The sequence below is a fragment of the Rhodoferax sp. genome, assembly GCF_028689305.1.
Lineage (GTDB): Bacteria > Pseudomonadota > Gammaproteobacteria > Burkholderiales > Burkholderiaceae_C > Rhodoferax.
Map to the genome: position 1 here is coordinate 1 of NZ_JAQTWM010000020.1, position 23587 is coordinate 23587.

17 protein-coding genes are annotated in these 23587 nt (G+C 61.4%); 3 read left to right on the forward strand and 14 right to left on the reverse strand.

The window, feature by feature from the left end:
* Positions 1-156: 156 nt before the first annotated feature.
* From cas6f to PHW99_RS06345, 11 genes are all read right to left on the reverse strand, one after another.
* Complete coding sequence (cas6f, locus tag PHW99_RS06295) at positions 157-720, reverse strand: type I-F CRISPR-associated endoribonuclease Cas6/Csy4 (RefSeq protein ID WP_300174857.1); 564 nt, start codon at positions 718-720, stop codon at positions 157-159.
* A gap of 4 nt (positions 721-724) precedes the next feature.
* Complete coding sequence (gene csy3, locus PHW99_RS06300; protein ID WP_300174859.1) at positions 725-1762, reverse strand: type I-F CRISPR-associated protein Csy3; 1038 nt, start codon at positions 1760-1762, stop codon at positions 725-727.
* 17 nt (positions 1763-1779) lie between these two features.
* Complete coding sequence (gene csy2, locus PHW99_RS06305; RefSeq protein ID WP_300174861.1) at positions 1780-2814, reverse strand: type I-F CRISPR-associated protein Csy2; 1035 nt, start codon at positions 2812-2814, stop codon at positions 1780-1782.
* Positions 2804-4129: a type I-F CRISPR-associated protein Csy1 gene (gene csy1, locus PHW99_RS06310; RefSeq protein ID WP_300174863.1), complete on the reverse strand. Its 1326-nt coding sequence runs from the start codon at positions 4127-4129 to the stop codon at positions 2804-2806. Before csy1 ends, csy2 begins: the two co-directional genes overlap by 11 nt.
* Before the next feature lie 208 nt (positions 4130-4337).
* Positions 4338-7700 carry a type I-F CRISPR-associated helicase Cas3f gene (cas3f, locus tag PHW99_RS06315; RefSeq protein WP_300174865.1) on the reverse strand — a complete coding sequence of 1121 codons (3363 nt, stop codon included), beginning with the start codon at positions 7698-7700 and terminating at the stop codon, positions 4338-4340.
* On the reverse strand, positions 7697-8695 hold the full coding sequence (gene cas1f, locus PHW99_RS06320) for a type I-F CRISPR-associated endonuclease Cas1f (protein WP_300174867.1): 999 nt from the start codon (positions 8693-8695) through the stop codon (positions 7697-7699). Before cas1f ends, cas3f begins: the two co-directional genes overlap by 4 nt.
* 111 nt (positions 8696-8806) lie before the next feature.
* Entirely contained in the window at positions 8807-8953 is a 147-nt protein-coding gene (locus PHW99_RS06325) for a hypothetical protein (RefSeq protein WP_300174869.1), read from the reverse strand.
* A 116-nt stretch (positions 8954-9069) separates the two neighbouring features.
* Positions 9070-9267 (reverse strand): Flp family type IVb pilin, encoded by a 198-nt coding sequence (locus tag PHW99_RS06330; protein ID WP_300174871.1) that lies wholly within the window; start codon positions 9265-9267, stop codon positions 9070-9072.
* Positions 9268-9431: 164 nt separating this feature from the next.
* Positions 9432-10874 carry an exodeoxyribonuclease I gene (sbcB, locus tag PHW99_RS06335; protein ID WP_300174873.1) on the reverse strand — a complete coding sequence of 481 codons (1443 nt, stop codon included), beginning with the start codon at positions 10872-10874 and terminating at the stop codon, positions 9432-9434.
* 75 nt (positions 10875-10949) lie between these two features.
* Positions 10950-13193, reverse strand: coding sequence for a bifunctional (p)ppGpp synthetase/guanosine-3',5'-bis(diphosphate) 3'-pyrophosphohydrolase (locus tag PHW99_RS06340; RefSeq protein ID WP_300174875.1), 2244 nt, complete (start codon positions 13191-13193; stop codon positions 10950-10952).
* Positions 13190-14086, reverse strand: coding sequence for an alpha/beta hydrolase (locus tag PHW99_RS06345; RefSeq protein WP_300174877.1), 897 nt, complete (start codon positions 14084-14086; stop codon positions 13190-13192). The genes PHW99_RS06340 and PHW99_RS06345 overlap by 4 nt, the downstream gene beginning before the upstream one ends.
* Before the next feature lie 186 nt (positions 14087-14272).
* Here PHW99_RS06345 and PHW99_RS06350 point away from each other — a divergent pair, with 186 nt between their 5' ends.
* Complete coding sequence (locus PHW99_RS06350; RefSeq protein ID WP_300174879.1) at positions 14273-15043, forward strand: 3-hydroxybutyrate dehydrogenase; 771 nt, start codon at positions 14273-14275, stop codon at positions 15041-15043.
* Positions 15044-15115: 72 nt separating this feature from the next.
* Here PHW99_RS06350 and PHW99_RS06355 read toward each other — a convergent pair whose 3' ends face one another.
* Together PHW99_RS06355 and PHW99_RS06360 are read right to left on the reverse strand one after the other, a co-directional pair.
* Positions 15116-17530 (reverse strand): serine/threonine protein kinase, encoded by a 2415-nt coding sequence (locus PHW99_RS06355; RefSeq protein WP_300174881.1) that lies wholly within the window; start codon positions 17528-17530, stop codon positions 15116-15118.
* Positions 17527-18237, reverse strand: coding sequence for an SIMPL domain-containing protein (locus PHW99_RS06360; RefSeq protein WP_300174884.1), 711 nt, complete (start codon positions 18235-18237; stop codon positions 17527-17529). Before PHW99_RS06360 ends, PHW99_RS06355 begins: the two co-directional genes overlap by 4 nt.
* 146 nt (positions 18238-18383) lie before the next feature.
* On the opposite strand from PHW99_RS06360, the gene ompR reads away from it, so the two are divergent.
* Together ompR and PHW99_RS06370 are read left to right on the forward strand one after the other, a co-directional pair.
* A complete protein-coding gene (gene ompR, locus PHW99_RS06365) occupies positions 18384-19115 on the forward strand; it encodes a two-component system response regulator OmpR (RefSeq protein WP_300174886.1) in 732 nt (243 codons plus the stop codon).
* The gene (locus PHW99_RS06370) at positions 19102-20490 is read left to right on the forward strand and encodes a sensor histidine kinase (RefSeq protein WP_300174888.1); all 1389 of its coding nucleotides are present in this window, start codon (positions 19102-19104) and stop codon (positions 20488-20490) included. Before ompR ends, PHW99_RS06370 begins: the two co-directional genes overlap by 14 nt.
* A gap of 9 nt (positions 20491-20499) precedes the next feature.
* On the opposite strand, the gene PHW99_RS06375 is transcribed toward PHW99_RS06370, so the two are convergent.
* A complete protein-coding gene (locus PHW99_RS06375) occupies positions 20500-23586 on the reverse strand; it encodes an efflux RND transporter permease subunit (protein WP_300174890.1) in 3087 nt (1028 codons plus the stop codon).
* Between the last annotated feature and the right edge of the window lies 1 nt (position 23587).

Consider the following 23587-nt stretch of genomic DNA (forward strand, 5'->3'; position numbering starts at 1 on the left):
TTTCTGAGCTGCCTATGCGGCAGTGAACTATCCCCATCCGACAATAAGGTCTTGAATTTCAACAGCTTTCGACAAAAATTCGCAAAAACCCCTCTTCCCAGGGGTTTCAGCAAGCCGTTGATTTCAAAGACTTTTTCTTACAGCCTCAAAAAAGGGTCAAAACCAGGGCACCGTCGCCGTTGGGCTTAAACCATAGGCTCCAAACACGCCAGGGCTTGCGGCATCTTGCAGGGCTCCATGCCGGATGAACAGCTTGAATGACTGCACGGTGCTCAGGCTGCGCAGTTGCACGTAAGGCAAATCCAGGCGTTCGGCGGCGGTGTCGGGTACACGCGCCAAGGCCTCAGCGGCATCAATGCCGTGGCGGCGCATTTGACGGCGGCGCAGGCGATCCGGGTTGCTTTTGGCCTGCACACGGCTCACCACGCGATAGCGGGCAGTGGTCGGCACGGGCAACACAGCGCTGGCCTGCACATGGTCACGCATGCCTGCCAGCCATGGCGCGGCCATCATCGCGGCCAGCTCGGCTTGGCTACCGTGCAAACGCAAACAGTCGCCCAGCCACGGTGGTGTGTCTCGCATCGCCGGAAAGCTGATGCCGATGTGCTCGCTACGCTGGGCCACCAACGTCAGGTGCAGTTTGCTGAATAAGGCCCCCATCAAATGCGGCTGCGCAATTTCGGGGTCGGGCAGCAACTTCAGGTCAACATAGTGGTTCATGGCTTCAGTCCTTGCCAGATTCGCCAAACACGCCACCACGCACCAGGTTGGCCATCACAAAGTGCTGCTGCGCCACGTCGGGCACTTGGTCTTTCAACACCCAGGCATCCAGCAGAGAGTAAAAATCCATCTTGACCTTGGGCTGTCGGTAGGCCTTGCCCTGCGAGGTGACTGAGCCATAGGGCTCCACCGCAATCGGGATCGTTTGGCTCATGCCGTCATCTGCGGGGTACCAGGTGTCAATGGTACGGATGGCGTTGCCGATTTTTTGGGAGTGCATGGCGGCGATGCCGTTCACGGCGTAAAGCGTTTTGCTTTTACCTGCCTTGTCCTTGTCCAGAATCAGCTCTTGTGACGGAAACGCTTCTTGGCCTGCACCCACGCGCACAAAGGCCGTCACTTGCAGCAACACATACTTTGAACCGCTCAAGCCTTGTTCCAGTAAGGCCGCCAATTGCGTTAATTCCGCAGAGCTGGCATCAAAGTCGCGCAGCGAATGGGCCAGGGCATCAAACGTCCAGCGTTGCACGGCTTGTCCGTCTGCCAACTGGGCGACTTGCACTTCGATTTGCTCCGCGCCCAAACGGTTGCGCCACAGAAAACGGCCATTGGCCAGGTTGTGTGCATAACGCCGAGCCAGCTCACCAAAGCCCGGTGCTTTTGCGTAGGTCTGCACGGTAGCCAACAACTTGGCTTGGTAGTCGGCACTATTGCAGGCCGAAGGTGTGCCGGTGCCACCCAGCACGCGCAAGGTGAAGCTGACTTTGAGCGTGTCAGCATCGGCTGGCAGCATGCTCACATCCACGGTTTGCAGGTTGGGGTTTTCAATGGCGGCATCAAGCTTGGCCGGGTCTTGGTCTTTGGTTTTGAGACGGTTGGAAATGGTGCCGCGTACCGACTTGGCCCGCACCTCAACGGCAGGCCAGGTTTGGCTGGTGCTGCGTTGCGCCCAGGTGCCTGCGGCAAAGAGGGCATCAGACGGGTCGATCTTGCGTTCAAACGCGAGCACGGAGGCAGTTTTGAGTGTGTTGGTAGTAGCCATGGTTTAACTCCTTGAAATCAATCGGTAAAAGAAACGGGGGTGTATGAATCGGTTGCGGGTGCTTGAAATGCATTGACGCAGCGGTACAGACCGCTGGCGGGTGCGTAGTCGGGCCGCCAGGTGAGTTGGGTCATGTCCGCCAGACGGTGCGGGCTGACCCACTGGCCGATGGAATACACACTCTCAACAAAACGGAACGGCACACCGGTGTCGCGTGCGCCTGCCACTGCACCAGGGGGGTACAAGTCTGACAAGGCGGCATAGCCCACCGGTATGGGCACCAGCCAACCGTTGCGGCTGTCGGTGGCCCACTCCACCACTTCGGCGGGTTCACCCAGGTTGGCATCTGGCACGGCTTTGCGGCTGGCGCGGTGGTTGATGCGTGACAGGTCTAGCCATGCGTCCAGCAACGTGGGCGGGGCGGCCTCAACGGGTGCGCTGGCACGCAGCTCTTCCAGGCGGTTTTGCAACACGTCGTCACGCGACACCAAGGCAAAGCCCGGCAGCCACTGGCGGCTGAGTCGTTTGAATTGCTTGGCTTGTGCCTCCACATCTCCACCCAACAGCGTCAATTTGGCGCGTGGTGGCCGCCGCAATGCACCATGCAAAGGTGGCATCACACTGCCGCCAGCAATACGCATGGCGGCAACACATTGACCAGCATCGGCGGCGCACTGGGCACGTTTGGCATCGTCAAGCAAGGCAGCACTCAGCGTCACTTCAAACACCAGGGTGATGTCCAGATGAACCCGACCTTCTTCCACAATCGCCGCCGTTGAGCCGTCTTGCAACACGGGGTTGCGCGTCAGGCAAAAGCTGCGTGTGTAGCCGCCTTGGGTCACCTGTGCTTCAAAGCCATGGCATACCACGCCCACACTGTGAAAGCGGATGCCTGCGTCTGGCCCCATGCGTCGGGCCAGTGCGGTCATCAGCCCGGTGAAGGCGGTGATGGCCGGAAACCCCCAGGTCAACGGGCTGGATATGGCATTGGCGTTTTGCACCCGCAGGCGCGGCAGCACCAGCACGGCGTGTTGCGTATGTTCATTCGGCATGAGTGCCCTCCCGTTCTTGCGCCTTGATTTCTTCCATCATGGCATTGCGCCAAGCCAAAAACTCAGGGTCACCCATGGGTAGCGGAGGACGCAACTGCGCATTGAGCCAGTTGGCAAAAGCCGCGCAGATGCGCTCAGGAATATCGGTGGGGGGCGCACGATCCAACTCGGTATCGGTCGCTTTCACGCCATCGTCATCCAGCCAGCGGCACTCGGATTCAGTCAATTTGCACTGAGGTGTTTGGCTCCAGCCGGGCTCCAGGCTGCGCAGCTCGGATGTGAACTGCAAGAACTCGTCAATCAGCAGATTGACCCAGGCTGCACGCTTGCTGCGGGTTGCCACATTTCGCGTGGGGTCGGTCTTCAAAAAGGCCAACAGGTCTTTGACGGCTTGGCGCACTTCGGGGCGACGGCTATAGCGGTGGAACATTGAATCGGTGTTAAGCAGCGGCTTCAAGTCCGTCGAGCGCCACACCGGTGGCAATGAGGCCAGCAAGCAGTTGTTGCCCCGGCGCTCACTGTTAAGCTGGCTGATGTTTTGCGGCTTGGTGCCACCCAGTTGCTGAACGGCCATGTGCGGGTATTCATGCACCGGGCGCTCGCTGAAGGTGTTGGCTTTGCGGGCATCACGGGCAGCTTTGGCGGCCTCACTGAAACGGTCATCTTGCAGCGTCTCATAAACCCGGTGCGCCAAAGAGCTGGCGTACAGGGGCGAGAGCAGGTGGTAACTGTCGTCTGCCTGCACATCGTCACCGGTTTGCCAGTAGAGCTGTTTGGCCAGGGTGTGCGAGGTGACTCGGCCACGCGGCTCGGTGAGCGTGGCAAAGGCCTGCAGCCAGACTTGCGCCTGCGCGGGGTCATCGCTCAAGGCCGCGGCCAGATCGGCATCCCCCGCCACAGAAAGCGCCAAGAGGCTGTGGCCTTCGTGCATCTGCTTGAGGAATTTGTACACATCCAGGGCCGCAGCATTGCCGACCACATCGCCGGCAAAGGCATCACCAAGACAGTGGCTTCCCACCAGCTCAATGCCAGCCAGTGTGCTGGGTGGGCTGTAGAGGTTGGTGCCTTTGGCATCCGGGTGCACAGGTTTCAGAGAGTGCGTCACCGCCTGAATTTGCGCGGCACGTCGGGCGGCATCTTCCAGCCAGGTTGCGGGGTCGAATTGCTGGCGCAATTTCTCTCTTTGTAGATTGGCGGCATTGGAATCATTGGCATCTTCTTTGACGGCTTCAAGTTTGTCCTTGTAGCGCGCAGCCAGAAAATCGGTGATCACCGCCCGCAACGCGGTTACCCGCAGCGGTTTGTTATTTCCCATTGAGACTCCCTTCGTTGATTCAAAACATAGCCTGAATTCAGGTTAGACCAATCCTATACCAGTTAACTATGATTTGTTGAAATATTTATTGTTCAAAGTACACTTCTCGTACTGCCGAAAAGGCAGTTCAGAAAAGTTACCTACGGTTTGTACTAACCATCAACTGCCGCACAGGCAGCAAGGCCGACCTTGTGTCGGCCTCGCCTTTTCAGGTGTTGTCTTTCGTAAACCCCAGCGCCGGGTGAAAGCGCCAGCCGTTGGTGCTTTCGGGCAAGCTCAAAGTGCCAAAGCGTTGGGCACATCGATCCAAGGGGATGTCCATGGTGGTAGCCAAATCGGTCAACGCCTCCATGTAGTCGCTCACCCCCCAGGCTGTGATGTGTTCGCCTTGCACCTTGGCATCTGGAATGCGCTTGTTGTTTGACTTTTCAGCTTCGATGTAAGTCTTGCCCCCACGCCGTCCCTGTTTGTCGTCTATCACCAAGACGAGCGTGTAGTCATCACCGTCTTCATTGGGGCGCAGTTCCAAATCCACACGTTGCAGCGGGTCGTCTCGGAAAGGTTGCTGCTGTGGCAACACGGCGGTCAGCAGCGCATCTGCCGGGGCCAGTTGCCACCAACTGGCTGCGTTCAGCATAGAGGAACTGGGAGGCAGGGGCAGCATCGCCGCCTGCATACGTGCATGTTCCAAGTCCACCAGTCGGCTGCGGGGCTGCAACTTTTCTCGCGCCACGATGCGGGGCCGCGCATCCATCACGGCGACTTCATCAGGGATCATCAATTGGCCCAAGCTGTGGGGCTGCAAAGGAAACTGTTCTGTTTCAAAGCCGGGTTTGCAAAAAGCGGGCTTACCAGGGTGAGCGAAGTGGCGCAGATTGGTGTCAAACACGCGAATATTGGGGGTGCTGCATTCACCCTCACGGTGTCGGCGCACCCGGCCCGCAAGCTGGATCAATGAGCGCATGGAGGATGGCTCGACCACGGCCCAGTCGTAATCGTGGTCGCGGCCGACCTCAGTGACCGGCGACCCCAGCACGATGAACAGGTGGTCTGGCTCGGGGTTCTCGTCCAAGCGCTGGCGAATATCCGGCAGGGCAAACACGGCATCGGGCTGGCGGCGATTCAGGGTTTGATCCAACTGGTGCTCAATGGCGGATCGGATCAACAGCGGAAATTGGGAATGATAGGTACACAGGTGTACGCGCACACCTTCGGGCCAGGGCAGGCGGTAAAGCTCCAGCGCCACGTCCACCAGTGGCCCGATATTGGCCATGCGGATCAGACCAAAGCTGACACGCTTGCTACTTTGAGGATCAGGCTGGTGGTGCTTGTTGTGTAAACCAACGGCATGGCGCATGGCTTCTTTTGCAAAGCCCATGATTAGCAGAGGGTAAGCTTTTTGCCCCAGATTCAAAGTCACCAACTCAGCCCGGCGGCGCACTTCGGCTTTGCCCAGTCGCAATGCCCGTCGTTTGGCGAAGTTGCCGTGTTCGTTGACAAAACTCGCGCCATCCACACAGTTGGCCTGTTGCACGTCAAACTCATCGACCCAGGCGCAACAAATTTCCGTGGCCTGGGCCATTGCGCTGGGGCGTTCGCCACGATTGCGCTGGTAGTGCTGGCGACCGTTGCGGTAGGCTTCAAACAGGCCTTGCACCAGGGCCGGTGGCAAGGTGGCGGATGACAGCAGTACCCGTGCACCCAGCAGGCCAGCCCAATGCACTAGGCGGGTCAGCGCTGGCAGGTCGGCAATGTCGAAGTCATCAGGCTCGTCCAGCACCAGATCGCCGCTCATCAAGCGCAGCATGGGGGCAATCTGGCGGCCACCGCGTTGGCTTTCTGTGGCAGGGGTCAGGTGGTCGATGGTGCACACCAGCAGGGGTGCCGCCAGCAGGGCGCGGGCGGCGGGGTCGTGCATGATGCGCTGTAGCAAGGGGTGCTCATCGGTGTTGCCGTCAAACACCACATGGCTGCCTTCTTCCAGCAGTGCTTGGCTTGAAGCTGAGCCGGATTTTTCAGCCTCTCGCTCATAGTGTTCAAACAGTGCCCGGCTGGCGCTGCCGCCCACACGGATGGCCAGCTCAGCATCGCCCAGCCCCAACAGCTCACCAAACGCCCGACCGGTTTGCAGGGTAAGGGTGCGCAGGCCCATGGCAAAGGCGCAGCGCATGCCTTGCTCGGGGTCTGCCAGCGCATACATGATGCGGGCATTCGCCAAAGTTTTGCCGCACCCGGTAGAGGCCATGTTGACGATAAAAGCCCCCTGGCGTTGGCTGCGGTCGCGCATGGCCTGCGCCACCTCGAATGCTTTGTCTTGCCAGCGGTAGCGGGCCTCTTGGGCACGCTTTTTCAACGCCCTGTGGCGAGCCAGCCGGGGCAGGTTCAACTCAAAGCGCGGCAAGGCGTGGCTGACCTCACTGCTGTGCTGGGCCACGCCCAGCAGGTGTTCGTCCAGCGTCTGGTTGAGCTGGCCTGCTGGCCCTTGGGTATTCGCGTAAAGCGGGTAGTTTTTCTGACCGGTGACCCGGCCTGCTGCGGGCTTGCCTTTGTCGTCCACGGCCAGGGATGAATAGTGGTGGTCTGCCAGCATCAGGCACAGTCGGGACACATGCATCACATACGGGTTGTTCAGCCACTGGCCTTTATCGGGCGACTGGCACAAGGCCAGCAGTCGCCCAGCCAAACGGGCTGCCCGCTTGCGCCACAAGTCGGTGGTTACGGGCAAGCCGTGTGGAAAGTGCCAGTACAAGGCAAGCTGCTTGTCATCACCCCCACGATTCAATTCGTTCCAACCGGCATCCATCAGGTGGAGAACATCTTTGAGCGCGTGGGCTGAGACCCAACCAACCTTTTTGCCCAGATAGGTGTTGCTTCCGGGTTCGGCATCTTTCTCGGGGGCCACGGGCAAGCGGTGATGGGTGACCACCAACCAGGCGATGGATTGCGCCAAAGGTGCCCGCGCCAGATGGGCAAAGGGCGGTTGCACGGATTGATCCAGACCATCACGCTGCAGGCGACCCAACCAGGTGGCATCGTCCGCAGCAGACGGGTTGGCGAGGCGGGCCAGCCAGGTGGCATCGTCATCGTCTCCCACAAAGGCTTCAAACAGGCGCAGCGAAACCCATTCATGGCGGTACTGGTTGCGCTCTTGTAATTGCCCAAGCAAGCGCATTTGAAAAGCCTGGCTGGCTTTGCCCAAGTCATGCAACAAGGCGGCCAAGGCGCTGAGCAGGTGAATGTCTTGCCCGGTATGCCAATCGTTTTCATCCCCCCGCCGCAAGATATTGCGCCGTGTCATGTTGGTGGGCACCGCGCCCTGGCTGTTGAACTGGCTGGCATCTCCCACGATCCACAGCAGTTCGCTGTGGTCTTGCCCGCGAATCCAGTGGCAGGCCACGGCAGTGTTTTTGCGGGCGGTTTTTTTCAGCAACTGGCGCAGTGTGTCGAGCCCAGCTTGGGTGATGGGCGTTTGCCAGGTGCGCTCACCGCGTCGTTCGGCGAATTGGTCAAGGATGCGGCGGGTTTCAGTCAGTGCCCGCTTGTTGCACTGGGAGATCAGCAGAATGTTCATGCGTCCGCGGCTGGCTGGGTTTGGGCCAGTCGGCCAATCTTGAGCGCCACGACCTTGAGGGTGTCGATCATGAAGTCCAGCGCCTCGCTGCTGGTCAGCTTGTCAATACAGGCCTGGCGGAACTCCTGCTCGGTGTCACCCCGCATGGCAGAGATAAAGGCCTGGGGCAGGATGGCGGCATCTTTGACCAGATCGGCCACATCAAACACCAAGCCACCGCGCCGGGTTTTGCCGTGCAACACAGCCAGCCCGTGGGGCAGACCCAGTACCCAAGTGGCCGTCGCAGCAAGCCCGTAGGCGAGATAGTTGCCGTGGTCAAGAAACTGGTTGGCCGCGTCGATGCTGTCGCCCCGCTGGCTGCGCACGAACTCCCCGTATTGCGTGGCTTGGGTCGCCAGCCGGTAGAGCTGTTTGGTCAGGCGGCCTTCTTCGGTCAACAGCTCGGTTTGGCTCGACGCATTGGCAACACCTTGGCTGGACTGCTTCAGCAGCGCGTCCAGTTGGGTCATATCGACGGTGCAAGGGCTGTCGCGCAACTGGCTCAAGCTGTGCCATTGCTGGCGCACACGTTGTAGCCGAATTTGCTGGAATTCTTTGGCCGCAGCAAGGCGCAAGCCGTCGTCAAACCAGAATCGCACCCAGTGCTGCAAGTATTCGGTGGGGCGGTATTCACTTTGGGGGGAAAACCAGGCCACCTCTATGTCGATCTCGTTCGCGCTGAACAAGGGCGTGCCGCCACCGCCGCAAAACCCGACCAGCACGCCTGCTTTGGCCAGCTCACGCATGGCCGCCTGGGTGACCGACGTGCCCGTGCCCAGCAGAACGGTGGTGGTGTTGGCGATGGGAATGTTCCAGTAAAGAGAGTGTTTGCCCTCGTCGGTGACGTATTCAACGCGCCCCCCATTCACCAGCACCCGGCAGTGCTCCAGATAGTAAATGTTGGCACGTTGGGAGTGCAGGATGGACTTCAGATTTGAAGCGTCAACAGTTACCATGCTTGTCTCGTCCCTGAAATGCGCTGGACAGATTATGGATGTGGATGCCGCGTCACAGCTTGAAACGTTGCCGTGCAGGGTCTTGGCAACAAAAAAGATTGAGCGGCTCAATCAATCCCCTTGCGCCGCAATCATCTCCGCGTCGTCATACAACGCGCCCAACACCTCTTCATCCTGTTCGTCAACGGTTTCGGCCAGTTTGCCGCGCGCATCACACAGCGCAGTCAGGGTGAGTACCTCGCCCTCGCCTTGCAGCAAATGCGCAGCACGGGGAGCCTCTCAGCGGGCGGTTTTCTTGGAGGGCAGGCTGGCCAACTCACTCAGATCGAGAACCCGCTCCCAGGCCGATAGCTACATCAAGGCCAGGCAGCCGCTCAGGTGCAATTGGTCACATTCGGGGCTGCAAGACAGGCGCGGATCTTGTCAAACACATCAACCATCGTGTCACGAACCAGGAGCACCGTCGCGGCAACACCCAGGGCAATCAGGGCCGCAATCATGGCATATTCGACGATGGTCACGCCTTCTTCATCACGTAGGAAGCGGCGGGTTGCAGACAGCAATGTGTCCATGATGACCTCCAGGACGGTTACAACAGCTGATGGCTGACCTGACGGCAGCATCGGCCACACGTCGGCCTCTTGCGCCACTGACGTGGATGCAGTATCTACCTTTCGGGTGGCCGATCATTTGACAAAAGTTGAAAAAAATCAACCTTTTGTCAACCTACCAGCGATCAATCCCCCTGCGGCGCAATCATCTCCGCGTAGTCATACAGCGCGCCCAATATGGCCTCACCGCGCTCGTCAGCGGTTTCGGCCAGTTGGTCGAGTTCATCAAACAGCGCGGTCAGGGTGAGTGCCCCGCCCTCACCTTGCAGCAAACGCGCCGCGCGGTGGGCTTCCCACCGCGCTACTTCCTCGGGGGTCAGGCTGTGTGGGAAATTACGCGCCCGGTAGCGCCACAGCAGTTCGCTCAGCCGGCCATCTTCAAATGCTGGGCGAGCTTTGGCCAGTTGCTCGGGTGAACTCTGGCGCAAATCGTTAAGCCTGCGCCGGTCGGCATTGCCGACAAAGCCGCCATACAGGTCTTCGTCCACATCCACCGGCCCGGCCGCCTCCCGTGCAAACACCTTGGCCCAGATGGCACTCATGTCGGGCAGGTCACGCGCCAAGGCTGCATGCTGCAATTGCGCGGCCACATCCACGCCCCAACGTTCGGCCATGGCCGGGCTGAGCACCTTCAGGTTGCTCATCACCATCGGTGACTTGTTCAGGTGGACCGATTTGACCGGCAAGCGGCTCAAGCCCTCGGGTAGGTCGGCGCTTTTGCTGAACAGGCGCAGGCGGATTTGCTCGGCATTGAGGCTGGCCAGTTCACTCGGGTCAAACGCCAGGTCCCAGGCCAGCAGTTCGTTTTTGTTGGCCGGGTGCATGGCCAGCGGCCACATCAGCGCCAGGCAACCCCGTTCGGGCGCAAACATGCCGGAGATGTGCACAAACGGTCTGGCGTGATTCTGAGTGGACGGCAAACCCAGCTCGGCCAGCACCCGGTCTTTTTTGTGCAGGCCAAAACAAAAATCAAACAGCTTGGGCTGCGCGGTTTTGATCAACCGCGCCAGGGCGATGGTGGCATGCACGTCGCTCAAGGCATCGTGCGCGGACTCGTGCACCAGGCCGTTGGCGGCGGTCAGGTCGGTGAGTTTGAAGCTGGGTTTGCCTTCGGCATTCACCGGCCACTGGATACCCTCCGGGCGCAAGGCGTAGGCGGTGCGCACCACGTCGAGCAGGTCCCAGCGGCCACAGTCGTTTTGCCACTCACGGGCGTAGGGGTCGATCAGGCTGCGCCAGAACATGAAGCGGGTGATTTCGTCGTCAAACCGGATGGTGTTGTAGCCCACCCCCACGGTGCCGGGCCAGGCCAGGGCTTGCTCGATCTGGCCGGCAAACTGGTGCTCTGGCAGGCCTTTTCCCAAACATTCCTGCGGCGTGATGCCGGTGATCAGACAGGACTGCGGCTCTGGCAAAAAGTCATTGGCAGGCCGGCAGTACAGCATGATCGGCTCACCAAGCTGGTTCAAGTCTGCGTCGGTACGGATGGCAGCAAACTGGGCCGGGCGGGCACGCCGGGTCTGGAGGCCAAAGGTTTCGTAGTCGTGCCAGAGAAAGGTGTGCGTCATACCAACCATGATCAATTTCTGCTACCAAATATATAGCTACAAAAACAGGTTTTACCTGGGCTAGAGCCTGTTTTTTTACTTGCGGCGTGCCGATTTCACACCGGGCAGTTCGGCCACCAGGCCCAGCACTTTGTGCAGGCGGCCGGAGTCGGCCACCTCCACCGTGAAGGTCATCCAGGCCGTGCCTTTGATGGACTGGGTCTGTACCCCGGTCACGTTCATTTTTTCCTTGGTGAACACCTCGGAAATGTCACGCAGCAAGCCGGTGCGGTCTTGCGCCTGCACCGCCACGTCCACCGGGTAAACCGCGCCCGAGGCCGCATGGGCCACGCCCCACTCCACCTCGATCAGGCGTTCACCATTCTTGGCTACCATCTCACGCAGGTTCGGGCAATCGGCGCGGTGCACGCTGACGCCTTTGCCACGGGTGACAAAGCCGCAGATGGCGTCCGGCGGCGCCGGTTTGCAGCATTTGGCCATCTGTGTCATCAGCGAATCCACGCCCACCACCAGCAGGCCACCTTTGACCGGATTCTGATCTGCCCGGGGTTTGCGCAGCAGCGGGGCATTGGCATCAAACTGCGGGGTCTCCGGCGGGCGCAACAGCAGTTCGATGTTGCGCAGCGAAAACAGGTCCTTGCCCACGTCTTCAAACAGGGCATTGGCATTGGCAAAACCCAGTTGCACAGCCAGATCATCGAGCTTAACGGCGGTTTTGCCCTCGCGCTGCAGCAGTTTTTCAACCGCCTCGCGGCCCTTGGCCACGGTGGCATCCACAGCCAGTGCATTGAACCAGGCCCGCACCTTGGCCTTGGCCCGGTGGCTGGCCAGGTAACCCAGGTCGGCATTGAGCCAGTCACGGGATGGCCCGCCTTCCTTGACAGTGGTGACTTCGACCGTCTGGCCGTTTTTCAGTGGTGTGTTGAGCGGCACCATCACCCCGTCCACCCGTGCGCCGCGGCAGCGGTGCCCCAGGCTGGTGTGCACACTGTAGGCAAAATCCACCGCGGTGGCGCCCTGCGGCAGTTCGACGATGGAGGCGTCAGGCGTCAGGACATAAATGCGGTCATCGAGCAGGTTTTGCGTCTGCGTGCCCGACAGGTCGCGCTCCCACGCCAGCAGCTGGCGCAAGACGGCAATCTTGGCGTCATAGGCGCCAGTGGCGGACACCCCGGCATAACCCTTGGTGCCAGCCTCCTTATAGGCCCAGTGCGCCGCCACGCCGTTTTCCGCGTGGTCGTGCATGGCCTGGGTGCGGATCTGGATTTCGGTTGGCTGACCGGCGGCGTCGCGCACCACGGTGTGCAGGGACTGGTAGCCGTTGACCTTGGGCTTGGCGATGTAGTCGTCAAACTCTTCGGTGATCGGCGTGAAATGGTTGTGCACCCAACCCAAGGCGCTGTAACACTCGGGCACGCTGTCGACAATGATGCGCAGGGCCCGCACGTCATACACCTGGTCAAACCCCAGCGACTTGCCGCGCATTTTTTTGACAATGCTGTAGATGTGTTTGGGCCGGCCCGACACCCGGGCGTTCATGCCGTTGGCGTTGAGGTCGTGCTCCAGCTGGCTGCGCATGCGTTCGACATGGGCCTCGCGTTCGACCCGTTTTTCATCGAGCAGACGCGCCACCTGACGGTAGGTGTCGGGTTCCAGGAAACGAAACGCCAGGTCTTCCATCTCCCACTTGAATTCCCAGATGCCCAGCCTGTTGGCCAGGGGCGCGAACACCTGCAGGCTCTCGGCGGCAATGCCAGCCGGCATGGGCAGCTTGCTGGCGGCAAAAAAACGCAGCGTCTGCAGGCGTGAGGCCAGCCGCAGCATCACCACCCGCAGGTCGCGCGAGAACGCCAGCAGCATCTTGCGCACGTTTTCGGTCTGGATGGCAGCCGCATGTTGTGCCGCCGGGGTGTCCGGCGTGCCTGGCGGTTTGGCCAGATGCGCCTGGCGTGCCTGGCGCTGCACCCGCACCAGCTTGGTGGTTTCCATGGCCAGCGCGGCAAAACTGTCACCAAAGGCCTTGCTGATGACCTCCTGCGGCTTGGCCAAGTGGTCCCAGGCCCAGACCAGGTAGGTGGCCGCCTGCATGGCTTCGGAACCCCCAATGCCCCTCAGGATGGCCGCCACGGCATCAGCGTGGGCCAGGATGTTTTCACCGGTGTCGAGTGTTTCACAGGCCAGCAAGGGTTCGGCAAAGGCGCGTGCGCGCGCCAGCGACTGGGCCTGCTCGGGCAGGCTGTGAGCGGTGGCGGCCACCACCGGCAACACTGGCTGGTCGGCGCTGCTGGCTGAGGTCTGGGTGGTGTAGAGGCTCTTCATGCCAGCAAAAAGGACAACACCGCCTGCACCTGATCCGGCGCCACAAAGGTCGGTGCATGACCCACGCCGGCAAACTCCACCAGCCGGGCCCGGGGGCCGCGCCGGGTCATGGCCTGGGCGGTGGCCGGTGACAACAAGTCCGAGTCGGCGCCACGCACCAGCAAGGTGTCGGCTTGGATCTGGTCATACGCCTGCCACAACAGCGCCTCGCCCTGGGCAGCGGTTTCGGCGCTGACGGCCTTGAACGGTTCGGCCAGGGCCGGGTCGTAGTGCAGGGTGAAACGCCCGCTGCCATCTCCCAGCGCTTTGAGCTGGGGCCGTGACAAGGCCAGCCACTGCGCCGGTGTGTGCGGGCCAAAGCTGCTGGAGACAGCCCACATGGCGTCAGCCGCCTGCTGTTCGGACGCAAACACACCCAGCTGCCCCAGGTACTGGCCAATGCGTTGCAGCGCCTGCCATTCGATGGTCGGCCCGACATCATTGAGCACCAGGCGGCGCACCCGGGCATAAGCCGGCAGCTCGGCCTGTCCGGCCACCACCATGCCAATGAGCCCGCCCATGCTGGTGCCCAGCCAGTCGAGAGTGGCGGGCTGCAGCTGGGCCAGCAAAACCAGCAGGTCGGCAGCGTAAAACGGGATTTGATAACCCTGCGGGTCTTTGAGCCAGTCGCTCTGGCCACGGCCCACCACATCCGGGCAGATCACCCGGATCTGGTCACCCGCACGCGCACACAAGGCCTGCGCCAGGGTGTCAAAGTCGCGCCCCTGGCGGGTCAGGCCGTGGACACACAGCACCACATGCGCACTGGCCGGGTTGCCCCACTGCCAATAGGCCATGCGGTGGCCGCCGTTGGCGTCCGGGCAGTGGATAAATTCAAGTGTGGGGGCGAACATGGTGAACAGGACTCGAGATAATGACGGGGTTGGCGCAGACGCGGTTGAGGGTCAGCAAGTTGGCCCGGCGGGACCCGCCACAACCGCAGCAACAACGATGAGCAATAACATGGCAACATCCTAATTCAAACTTGCGGGCATCCTCTGGCAGGGGCGCGCAATCAACCCTTTTTTTGGAGAAAACGCATGCTCAAAGGTAAAACAGCGCTGGTCACCGGCTCCACCAGCGGCATTGGTCTGGGAATCGCCAAGGCCCTAGCGGCCCAGGGCGCCAATATTGTCCTGAATGGATTTGGCGATGTGGACGGCCCCAAGGCCGAAGTGGCCGCACTCGGGGTCCAGGTGGCCTACCACGGGGCCGACATGAGCAAACCGGCCGAGATTGAAGCCATGATGCGCTACGCCGCCGAGCAGTTTGGCCGGGTTGACATTCTGGTCAACAACGCCGGCATCCAGCATGTGGCGCGGATCGAGAACTTCCCGCCCGAGCGCTGGGACGCCATCATCGCCATCAACCTGAGCAGTGCCTTCCATGCCACCCGGCTGGCGCTGCCGGCCATGCAGGCGGCCGGCTGGGGCCGCATCATCAACGTGGCCTCCGTCCATGGCCTGGTGGCATCGGCTGAAAAAGCCGCCTACGTCGCTGCCAAACACGGCGTGGTCGGGCTGACCAAGGTCACCGCGCTGGAAAACGCCACCAGCGGCATCACCTGCAACGCCATCTGCCCGGGCTGGGTGTTGACACCGCTGGTGCAAAAACAGGTGGACGCCCGGGCTGCGGCGCTGGGCGTTTCCAACGACGAGGCCAAAAACCGGCTGCTGGGCGAAAAAGAGCCCTCGCTGCAGTTCACCACCCCCGAAGAGCTGGGCGCGCTGGCGGTGTTCTTCTGCTCACCGGCGGCCAACAACGTGCGCGGTGTCGCCTGGAACATGGACGGCGGCTGGGTGGCGCAATAAACACCCATCCTGAAGTGCTACATTAAATATAGCACTGCAGGCTTATTTCTTCCGGGCTGGAGCCCCAAAACACTAAGAAGATTGCTTGAACGCCATGACCGCCTGATTCCGCAGGGTGCGCAGCAGAGCGAGTTCTTTATCGTCCAGCACCAGATCCCCCTGCTGCGTCATGTCGGCATAAATCAGGCCAAACGGCTTGCCCTTGAGCAGCAGCGGCAGGATCAGGAACGTTGGCGCGTGATAACTCTGGTGATACCAGGCTGGCAGGCGCTCGACGATGCGCGGGTCGCTGGCGTCACTGATCAGGGTATCGGCGCCCTTGCTGCAAACGGCGGCAAACAGGTCGGGCCGGTCACTGACATTCATTGGCACGTTGAAGATTTTCACCACACGCTCGACCCCTTCGCCCAGGCCAAAACGCCCGGTCAGGGTGTCAGTTTTGGGGTCGCGCAGGCAAAACACCACCCGCTGAAAGTCCAGCGCCCGGAACATGGCTTCCAGAATCATGCGCAGCACGTCGCTGAGCTTGAAGTCCTCCACCATCACATTGGTGATGTCCTGAATACCTGCCGCCAGCGTTTGGGCCACCTGGTCCTTCTTTTGTTGCCGGGCAGCCGCCTGCGGGCTTGACAACACCTGGGTGGCCTGCAATTCGGTGGCCGTCAGCGCATTGGCCTCCTGCGCGGCCGACGCAGCCTGCTGCTCGGGGGTGGCGCCCGGGTCATTGAGCAACTGCGCGGCCAGCGAACCCGGCCTTACGGTGATTTCCATGGCCTCAGCCAGTTCGATCAGCTTCTTGCGCGCCACGACCGTGGTGGCCTGCACTCGCTCAGGGGACAAACCAAAGGTTTTGCCATAACGTCTGGCTGCTTGTGCCAGCCGGTGGTCCACCTCCTCGGCATCGGCGTGCAGCATGGCGTCAGCCATGTCATTGGCAGCGCGGGCACTCCAGCGCAGACGGTTCAGGGGTTCTTTTTGCGCCAGACTGGGCGGCTCCCCACTGGGCCTGACCATGCAACGCTGGATGCTCTCGGGCAGCCCCCAGGCCTTGGCGATGCCAAGCCCGAGCGCTTCAAAAGTCAGACCCAGCACGCGGGTTGACGCCCTCACTTCACTCATCGGATCATGCGGCGCATGGACCAGGTTGCGGATGCTGGCGGCCTCTTCCGGAAAATAAAACTGCGCCAGCATGCGCCCCAGGTTCTGGAACAGGGCCCCGATAAAGGCTTCTTCACCTTCGGCGGTGGTGCTGCCCAGTTCCGCCGCGATGGTGCCAGCCATCAGGGCGCGCAAAAATTCCTCCTTGAGCAGGTGGGCGTTGGCCTTGTCCTGCATGTGCTCCAGCAGCACCAGGCTCAACGCCATGTTGCGGATGCCATTGAACCCCACCAGGCTGACCGCCCGCGACACGGTGCCGATGCTGCTGCCGCGGGCATAGTGGGCACTGTTGACCAGGCGCAGCAACTTGTTGGTCAGGGCCACGTCCTTGAGGATCTCGTTGGTGACGCTGCTGATGCTTTCCTTTTCCGAGGTGGCCATGCTCTGGATGCGCCCCACCGACTCGGACAGCGCCGGAAAATCACTCTTGCTGCGCATGCGCCGCAACAGGAATTCCAGCGTGCTGTTGTGTTGGCCATCACTGTCGCCGCCCTGAAGTGCAAGGGCGTCCTGCTGCTTGCCGGACCATTCCAGCAAGGCCTCCAGAAAGGCCTGGGCGCTGGGGTAACGCAGTCGGGTGTCAAACGCCGTGGCACGCAGCACGATGGCCGACAGCCCCTCATCAAGGGTGGCCATCAGTTCAGCCGGCAGTTGCAAGGGCTCACGGGCGATCTGGTCAAGCAGCCGCTCCAGATCCGCGCTGCGGCGAATCGGCTTGCCCCACAACAGCTCAGCCAGCATCAGGCCAGCGCTGTAAATGTCCATCAGTGGACTCACCGGTTCACCACGTACTGCCTCAGGCGCCATGTAGGCCGGCGTGCCGGAGGCCCGCGCGATCCCCCCCAGCACGGACGTATGGCTGATGCGGCTGGCAATGCCAAAGTCCATCACCCGCGCCCGGCCACGGCTGTCGATCAGCACATTGGAGGGTTTGAGATCACGATGCACCACATCACCCGCATGCGCTGCCACCAAGGCCCCCAGCACGTCCTGCATGATGGCCACCGCCTTGACCGCTGGCAAGGCGCCCTGTGTTGCCAAGTGCTGGGCCAGTGTCTGGCCGGGCACGTACTCGAACACCAGGTAGGGCTGCTGGTCCTGCACATCGGCCTCAAATACCGGCACGATGTTGGCATGGGTCAGCCGGCTGACGCTGCGCGCCTCCTGCAGCCACTGGTTCACGGCGCCCTGCTCGGACGATGCCACCGGTTTCATCAGCTTGATGGCGACTTCCCGGTCCAGCCGCGGGTCATAGGCCAGCCAGACTTGCGCCTGGGCACCCTGCCCCAGCAGCTGTTTTCTTTCAAAACGACCAATTTTTACCGTCATTTAAGCTGCACCGATCCAGACACCACCACACTCACCGGGGTCAGACCCGCCTCCACCGGCACCGGAGCGGGCGCTTCGGCCAACATGGCGCGCTCGGCAAACATCTGCGGCCGGTACACCGGTGCCGCGTCATCAAAACTCACTGTCACCTCACCCAGCGTGTAGCTGCTGAAGTCAAAACTGCGGGCGATCTCGCTGGCGCGCTGACGGTACAGTGCAATCGCCTGGCTCTGGGCCTGCGCCTGGGCGGCCTGGCGCTGGGCTTGTGTCAGCCCAAAACTGACACTGGCCACGGTCAGCGTCTGCAGTTTGCCGGCGGTGTCACTGATGCGGGCAAAGTCTGTTCCCTCCAGCAGCAGCTCGGCCGAGCCCTGCCAGCCCGAGAGCTTGCCATCGCGGCCGTACCGCGGTGACAGGCCAAAGCGGCCGGTGCGCACCTCCATCAGCCCCGGACTGGCGGCGCGTTTGGCCAGTGCCAATGCAGCATCCAGCGCCGTCTTGAGCTGGCTTTGCACCAGCTGCGGGTCAGCCCCTTCACGCGCCGTGGTGAGCGACATGCTGAGCAGGTCCTGCGCCACCTGCACACGGGCACTGGCCGACAAACTCACCCGCTGGGCCGGCAAAGGTGCCGCATTTGTTTGGCAAAAAACGGCTCCAGCCCAGGTGGATACTGCGATGAATGCTATTAATTTCATATCTAATTTCATGACAACTCCTTCTTGCTTGATGATCAACCCGATCCGCCATGCCACCGAAAAATTTGTAACAGCATGTCAAATCAGCGTTTACCCGCCTGAAAAACCGGCACAACCCACGCAAAATCGCGCTTGTTACAAATTGGATGGGACATAGTATGGCTGCAAATTCCGAACGTGTTGACAAAATTCTGGTGGTGGATGACGACGCACGCATTCGCGATTTGCTGCGCCGCTATTTGACCCAGGAGGGTTTTGATGTGTTGCTGGCCGAGGACGGCAAGTCCCTCACCCGGGTGCTGCTGCGTGAGCCGGTGGACCTGATCGTGCTGGACCTGATGATGCCTGGCGAGGACGGTCTGTCGATCTGCCGCCGCCTGCGTGGCGCCAATGACCGCACCCCCATCATCATGCTGACCGCCAAGGGCGAAGACATTGACCGCATCGTGGGCCTGGAAGTCGGCGCTGACGACTATCTGGGCAAACCCTTCAACCCGCGCGAACTGCTGGCCCGCGTCAACGCCGTGTTGCGCCGGCGCCCACCGCAAGAGGTGCCCGGCTCACCGGCGGGCGACAAGGCGGTGGCCCATTTCGGCCCGTTCACCTTTGACATGGGTGCACGCACCTTGCACAAGGGCACCGAAGAACTGACCTTGACCACCGGCGAGTTTTCCATGCTCAAGGCGCTGGTGCGTCACCCGCGCCAACCCCTGTCGCGCGAAAAGCTGGCGCAACTGGCACGCGGCCGCGACTTTGAGCCGTTTGACCGGAGTCTGGATGTGCAGGTCTCGCGCCTGCGCAAACTGATTGAGACCGACGCCGCGGTGCCGCGTTACATCCAGACGGTCTGGGGCATCGGCTACGTGTTCATCCCGGATGACCAGACATAAACCGGGCGAGACGGTTTTGGGCCTGGATGATCTGGAAGCCACCTCGGGGCGCAGAACCGGTCTGAGCCTGTTCTGGCGCACCTTTTTTCTGCTGGCCCTGCTGCTGGTAGGTTGTGTGGTGGCCTGGACCCAAACCCTGCGGGAAATGGAGTTTGAGCCGCGGGCGCTGCAAACCGCACAGCAAATCGCCTCGGTGGTCAACCTGAGCCGTGCCGCGGTGATGCACACCGACGCGATTGCCAGGGTGTCGCTGTTCAAAACCATGAAAGACCAGGAACACGTGACCATCCGACCGCGTGAACCCAAGGATGTGGCTGAACCCTTCAGCGACGACGATCTGAGCCAGCACATCGTGCAGCAGATCCGCTCCCGCCTGGGGCCCGACGCCGTGGTGGCCAGCAGTGTCAATCAGGTGGACGGCCTGTGGGTCGGGTTTTCCATTGACAAGGACCACTACTGGCTGCAAACCGACCGCGCCCGTTTCGACCAGCCGGCCGGGCGCACCTGGCTGATCTGGCTGCTCACCGCCGCCGCGCTGTCACTGGCTGGTGCGGCAGGGATTGCCGGTCTGATCAATCGCCCGCTCAAGCAACTGTCGTTTGCCGCGAGCCGGATTCGTGAGGGCGACTTTGAAGCCAGTGCGCTGGACGAAACCGTCAGCACGCGGGAGATCCGGGCGGTCAATGTCGGCTTTAACCGCATGACGAAAAAGCTGGCCAAGATCGAACAGGACCGTGCCGTCATGCTGGCCGGCATTTCACACGACCTTCGCACCCCGCTGGCCCGGCTGCGCCTGGAGACCGAACTCAGTGTGGCTGACCTGGAGGCGCGCGAGGCCATGTCCGCCGACATCGCCCAGCTTGATGCCATCATCGGTAAATTTCTGGACTATGCCCGCCCGGGCAACATCCGTTTAAGCCCGGTGTCGCTCAATGACACCATCGAAAACTGCCTAGCCCCCTTGCGCAAACGCGCCGACCTTGAATTCAAGGTGGCACTGCAAGCCGGCCTGAGGGTCCAGGCCGATCCGGTTGAGCTGCAGCGGGTGATTGACAACCTGCTGGAAAACGCCTCCCGCTACGGCAAGTCGGTGGACACGGGCATTGCCATGATCGACATCTCTGCCCGCCACCGCGACAACCAGGTCCACCTGCGGGTGCGGGACCACGGCACCGGCGTGCCACTGGACCAGATCAAACAGCTCACCACCCCGTTCTTCCGGGGCGAGTCGGCGCGCACCGCCTCCAACAGCACCGGCCTGGGGCTGGCCATTGTGGAGCAGACCGTCTCCCGCATGGGGGGCCAGCTGGAACTGAGCAACGCCAACAGCGGCGGCTTGTGCGTCGACATCCTGCTGCAACGGGCCAGCGCCTGAACCGCCCCGTCAGGCGGGTTCATGATCAGGTGCTGACGAGTGACTGATGGCCGGGGCCTTCTTGGGGCCCGGGGCATGTTGGCGGGCCAACAAGGTGTACATGGTGGGCACCACAAACACCGTCAGCAGGGTCCCCAGGCTCATACCGCCGACGATCACCCAGCCGATTTGGTGGCGGCTCTCGGCGCCAGCGCCGGTGGCAATGGCCAATGGCACCGCCCCCAGCACCATGGCCCCGGTGGTCATCATGATCGGACGCAGGCGCTGGGCGGCAGACTGCTGGATCGCCGCCAGGGTGTCCATGCCCTGCTCACGCAGCTGGTTGGCAAACTCCACAATCAAAATCCCGTGTTTGGTGATCAGGCCCACCAGCGTGATCAGGCCGATCTGGCTGAACACATTGAGCGTTCCGCCAGAGAATTTCAGCGCCAGCAAAGCACCGGCCATCGACATCGGCACACTGAACAAAATCACGAACGGGTCCACAAAACTTTCGAACTGGGCCGCCAGTACCAAAAAGATGAACAGCAGCGCCAAGGCAAACACCAGGGTCAGCGAATCCGATGATTTCTTGAACTCGCGGCTGATGCCGTTCAGATCCGTCGCATAACCGGGCGGCAGGATTTTTTTCGCGGTGGCGTTCATGAAGTCCAGCGCCTCGCCGACCGAGTAGTTGGCAGACAGGTTGGCCGTGATGGAAGCCGAGCGGCGCTGGCCGAAGTGAATCAGTTCACGCGGCACCACCACTTCACGGATTTTGACCAGTGCCGACAGCGGAATCAGCTCGGCACTCTTGCCGCGCACAAAGATTTTCTCAATGTCGTCCGGCGTGGAACGCCCCGAGGGGTTGGTCTGCACAATCACGTCGTATTGCTCGCCACCCCGTTTGTAGCGTGTCACCTTGCGGCCGCCCAGCATGGTTTCGATGGCACGCGCAATCAGGTCCACCCCGACGCCCATGTCCGCCGCACGCTCGCGGTCCACTTCAAGCTTGATTTCCGGCTTGTTCAGCCGCAAATCGGTATCCACCTGGACAAACCCCGGATTTTTCGCCAGTTCGTCCTGAAAGGCGCGCACGGTTTGCGCCAGGTTCTGGTAACTGTCAGAGGTGATGATGACAAACTCAATCGGCCGGCTGCTGAAACCCTGACCCAGCGAAGGCGGTGTGATGGGAATCGCTGTGACCCCCGACAGACCCGATACCCGCGGTGTCATGGCCCGCGCCATCTCCAGCGTGCTGCGCTGGCGTTCCTCCCAGGGGATGGCCCTGAAGAAGATGTTGCCCTGCGACACGGTCGGGTTGCCGATGGTGGAAAAAATCCGGTCAAACTCCGGGTAGTCTTCCGCCACACGCTCAATGCTGCGGGCATAACGATCGGTGTAGGCCAGCGTAGCGCCGTCGGGCGCGTTGATCCGCGCCAACACCACCCCGCGATCCTCCAGCGGAGAAAGTTCACGCTTGAGGTCACCCAACGCCCACCAGGACACCAAACCACTGAGCGCCATCACCAGCAGCACCAGATAACGGCGTTTGAGCGACCACGCCAGCAACTTGCCATAAGTGCGGGTGGCCCATTCCAGCAAATTTTCCATGTGGCTGTCAAACCAGGTCGGGTGCGGGTTGTGCCGCAGCAGCAGCGACGACAGCATGGGTGACAAGGTCAGCGCAATCAGACCCGAAATCACCACCGCTCCGGCCAGCGCCAACGCAAACTCGGAAAACAGGCGGCCCGTGCGGCCCGGCGAAAACGCCAGCGGTGCATACACCGCCACCAGCGTCATGGTCATGGCCACGATGGCAAAGCCGACTTCCCGCGCCCCCTTGATGGCAGCCTGAAAAGGCGCCATGCCTTCTTCGATATGGCGATAGATGTTTTCCAGCATCACGATCGCATCGTCCACCACCAGACCAATGGCCAGCACCAGCGCCAGCAGGGTCAGTGTGTTGATGCTGAAGCCAAAAGCCGCCATCAGCGCAAACGTGCCGATCAGCGCCACCGGAATCGTGACCAGCGGAATCAGCGATGCGCGCAAGGTGCGCAAAAACACAAAAATCACCAAGGCCACCAGCACTGCCGCTTCAACAATGGTGCGAAACACTGCCTTGATCGACTGGTCGATGAACACCGAGTTGTCATTGGCCACCTCAATCTGCACACCTGCGGGCAGGTCCGTGCGCAGCTTGTCAAGCAGCCCCATCACGCCGGCCGCTAGTTCCAGCGGATTGGCGGTGGACTGCCGCACCACCCCCACGCCCACCGAATCACGGCCGTTGAGCCGGACAAACGAACGCTCATCCACCGGCGCCTGCTGCACCCGCGCCACATCCCCAATACGGATGGACTGGCCATTGACCGTGCGGATCACCACCTGGGCAAATTCGGCGGGGCGCTGCAGGTCGGTCGCCGCCGTCACGTTGAACTCGCGTTGTGAACTCTCAATCCGTCCGGCCGGCACTTCCAGATTGGAGCGGCGCAAGGCGTCCTCCAGGTCCTGCACCGTCAACTTGTAGGCGGCCAGCTTGTCCGGGTCGACCCAGATGCGCATGGAAAACTTGCGCTCCCCGTAAATATTCACCTCCGCAGCGCCGGGCGCGGTCTGCAGCAGCGGCTTGACCAGGGTGTTGGCCATCTCCGACAGCTGCAAAGCATTGTGGGTGTCTGAACTCAGCGCCAGAAAGATCACCGGAAACGACTCCGCTTCCACCTTGGCAATCACCGGCTCATCGATGCCCTGCGGCAAACGCTGGCGCACGCGGGTGACCTTGTCACGCACATCGGCAGCGGCGGAATCGGCATCGCGGCTCAGGGCAAAACGCACCGAAATCTGACTGCGCTCCTGGCGGCTGGTGGAGGTGATCACATCCACCCCTTCGATGCCGGAGAGTGAATCCTCCAGCACCTTGGTCACCTGGGTTTCCATCACCTCGCTGGAGGCGCCGGCAAACGTGGTGGTCACGGACACCACCGGTTCATCAATCTTGGGATATTCACGCACCGTCAGCCGGTTGAACGAGACCGCGCCGATCAGCACGATCAGCAGCGAGATCACGGTGGCGAAGACCGGACGGCGAATGGATGTTTCAGCCAGTTGCATA

Excerpts from the sequence above, each read along its gene's own strand:
- cas6f (WP_300174857.1), bottom strand. The coding sequence starts at position 720 with ATGAACCACTATGTTGACCTGAAGTTGCTGCCCGACCCCGAAATTGCG.
- csy3 (WP_300174859.1), bottom strand. The coding sequence starts at position 1,762 with ATGGCTACTACCAACACACTCAAAACTGCCTCCGTGCTCGCGTTTGAA.
- csy2 (WP_300174861.1), bottom strand. The coding sequence starts at position 2,814 with ATGCCGAATGAACATACGCAACACGCCGTGCTGGTGCTGCCGCGCCTG.
- csy1 (WP_300174863.1), bottom strand. The coding sequence starts at position 4,129 with ATGGGAAATAACAAACCGCTGCGGGTAACCGCGTTGCGGGCGGTGATC.
- cas3f (WP_300174865.1), bottom strand. The coding sequence starts at position 7,700 with ATGAACATTCTGCTGATCTCCCAGTGCAACAAGCGGGCACTGACTGAA.
- cas1f (WP_300174867.1), bottom strand. The coding sequence starts at position 8,695 with ATGGTAACTGTTGACGCTTCAAATCTGAAGTCCATCCTGCACTCCCAA.
- PHW99_RS06330 (WP_300174871.1), bottom strand. The coding sequence starts at position 9,267 with ATGGACACATTGCTGTCTGCAACCCGCCGCTTCCTACGTGATGAAGAA.
- sbcB (WP_300174873.1), bottom strand. The coding sequence starts at position 10,874 with ATGACGCACACCTTTCTCTGGCACGACTACGAAACCTTTGGCCTCCAG.
- PHW99_RS06340 (WP_300174875.1), bottom strand. The coding sequence starts at position 13,193 with ATGAAGAGCCTCTACACCACCCAGACCTCAGCCAGCAGCGCCGACCAG.
- PHW99_RS06345 (WP_300174877.1), bottom strand. The coding sequence starts at position 14,086 with ATGTTCGCCCCCACACTTGAATTTATCCACTGCCCGGACGCCAACGGC.
- PHW99_RS06350 (WP_300174879.1), top strand. The coding sequence starts at position 14,273 with ATGCTCAAAGGTAAAACAGCGCTGGTCACCGGCTCCACCAGCGGCATT.
- PHW99_RS06355 (WP_300174881.1), bottom strand. The coding sequence starts at position 17,530 with ATGACGGTAAAAATTGGTCGTTTTGAAAGAAAACAGCTGCTGGGGCAG.
- PHW99_RS06360 (WP_300174884.1), bottom strand. The coding sequence starts at position 18,237 with ATGAAATTAGATATGAAATTAATAGCATTCATCGCAGTATCCACCTGG.
- ompR (WP_300174886.1), top strand. The coding sequence starts at position 18,384 with ATGGCTGCAAATTCCGAACGTGTTGACAAAATTCTGGTGGTGGATGAC.
- PHW99_RS06370 (WP_300174888.1), top strand. The coding sequence starts at position 19,102 with ATGACCAGACATAAACCGGGCGAGACGGTTTTGGGCCTGGATGATCTG.
- PHW99_RS06375 (WP_300174890.1), bottom strand. The coding sequence starts at position 23,586 with ATGCAACTGGCTGAAACATCCATTCGCCGTCCGGTCTTCGCCACCGTG.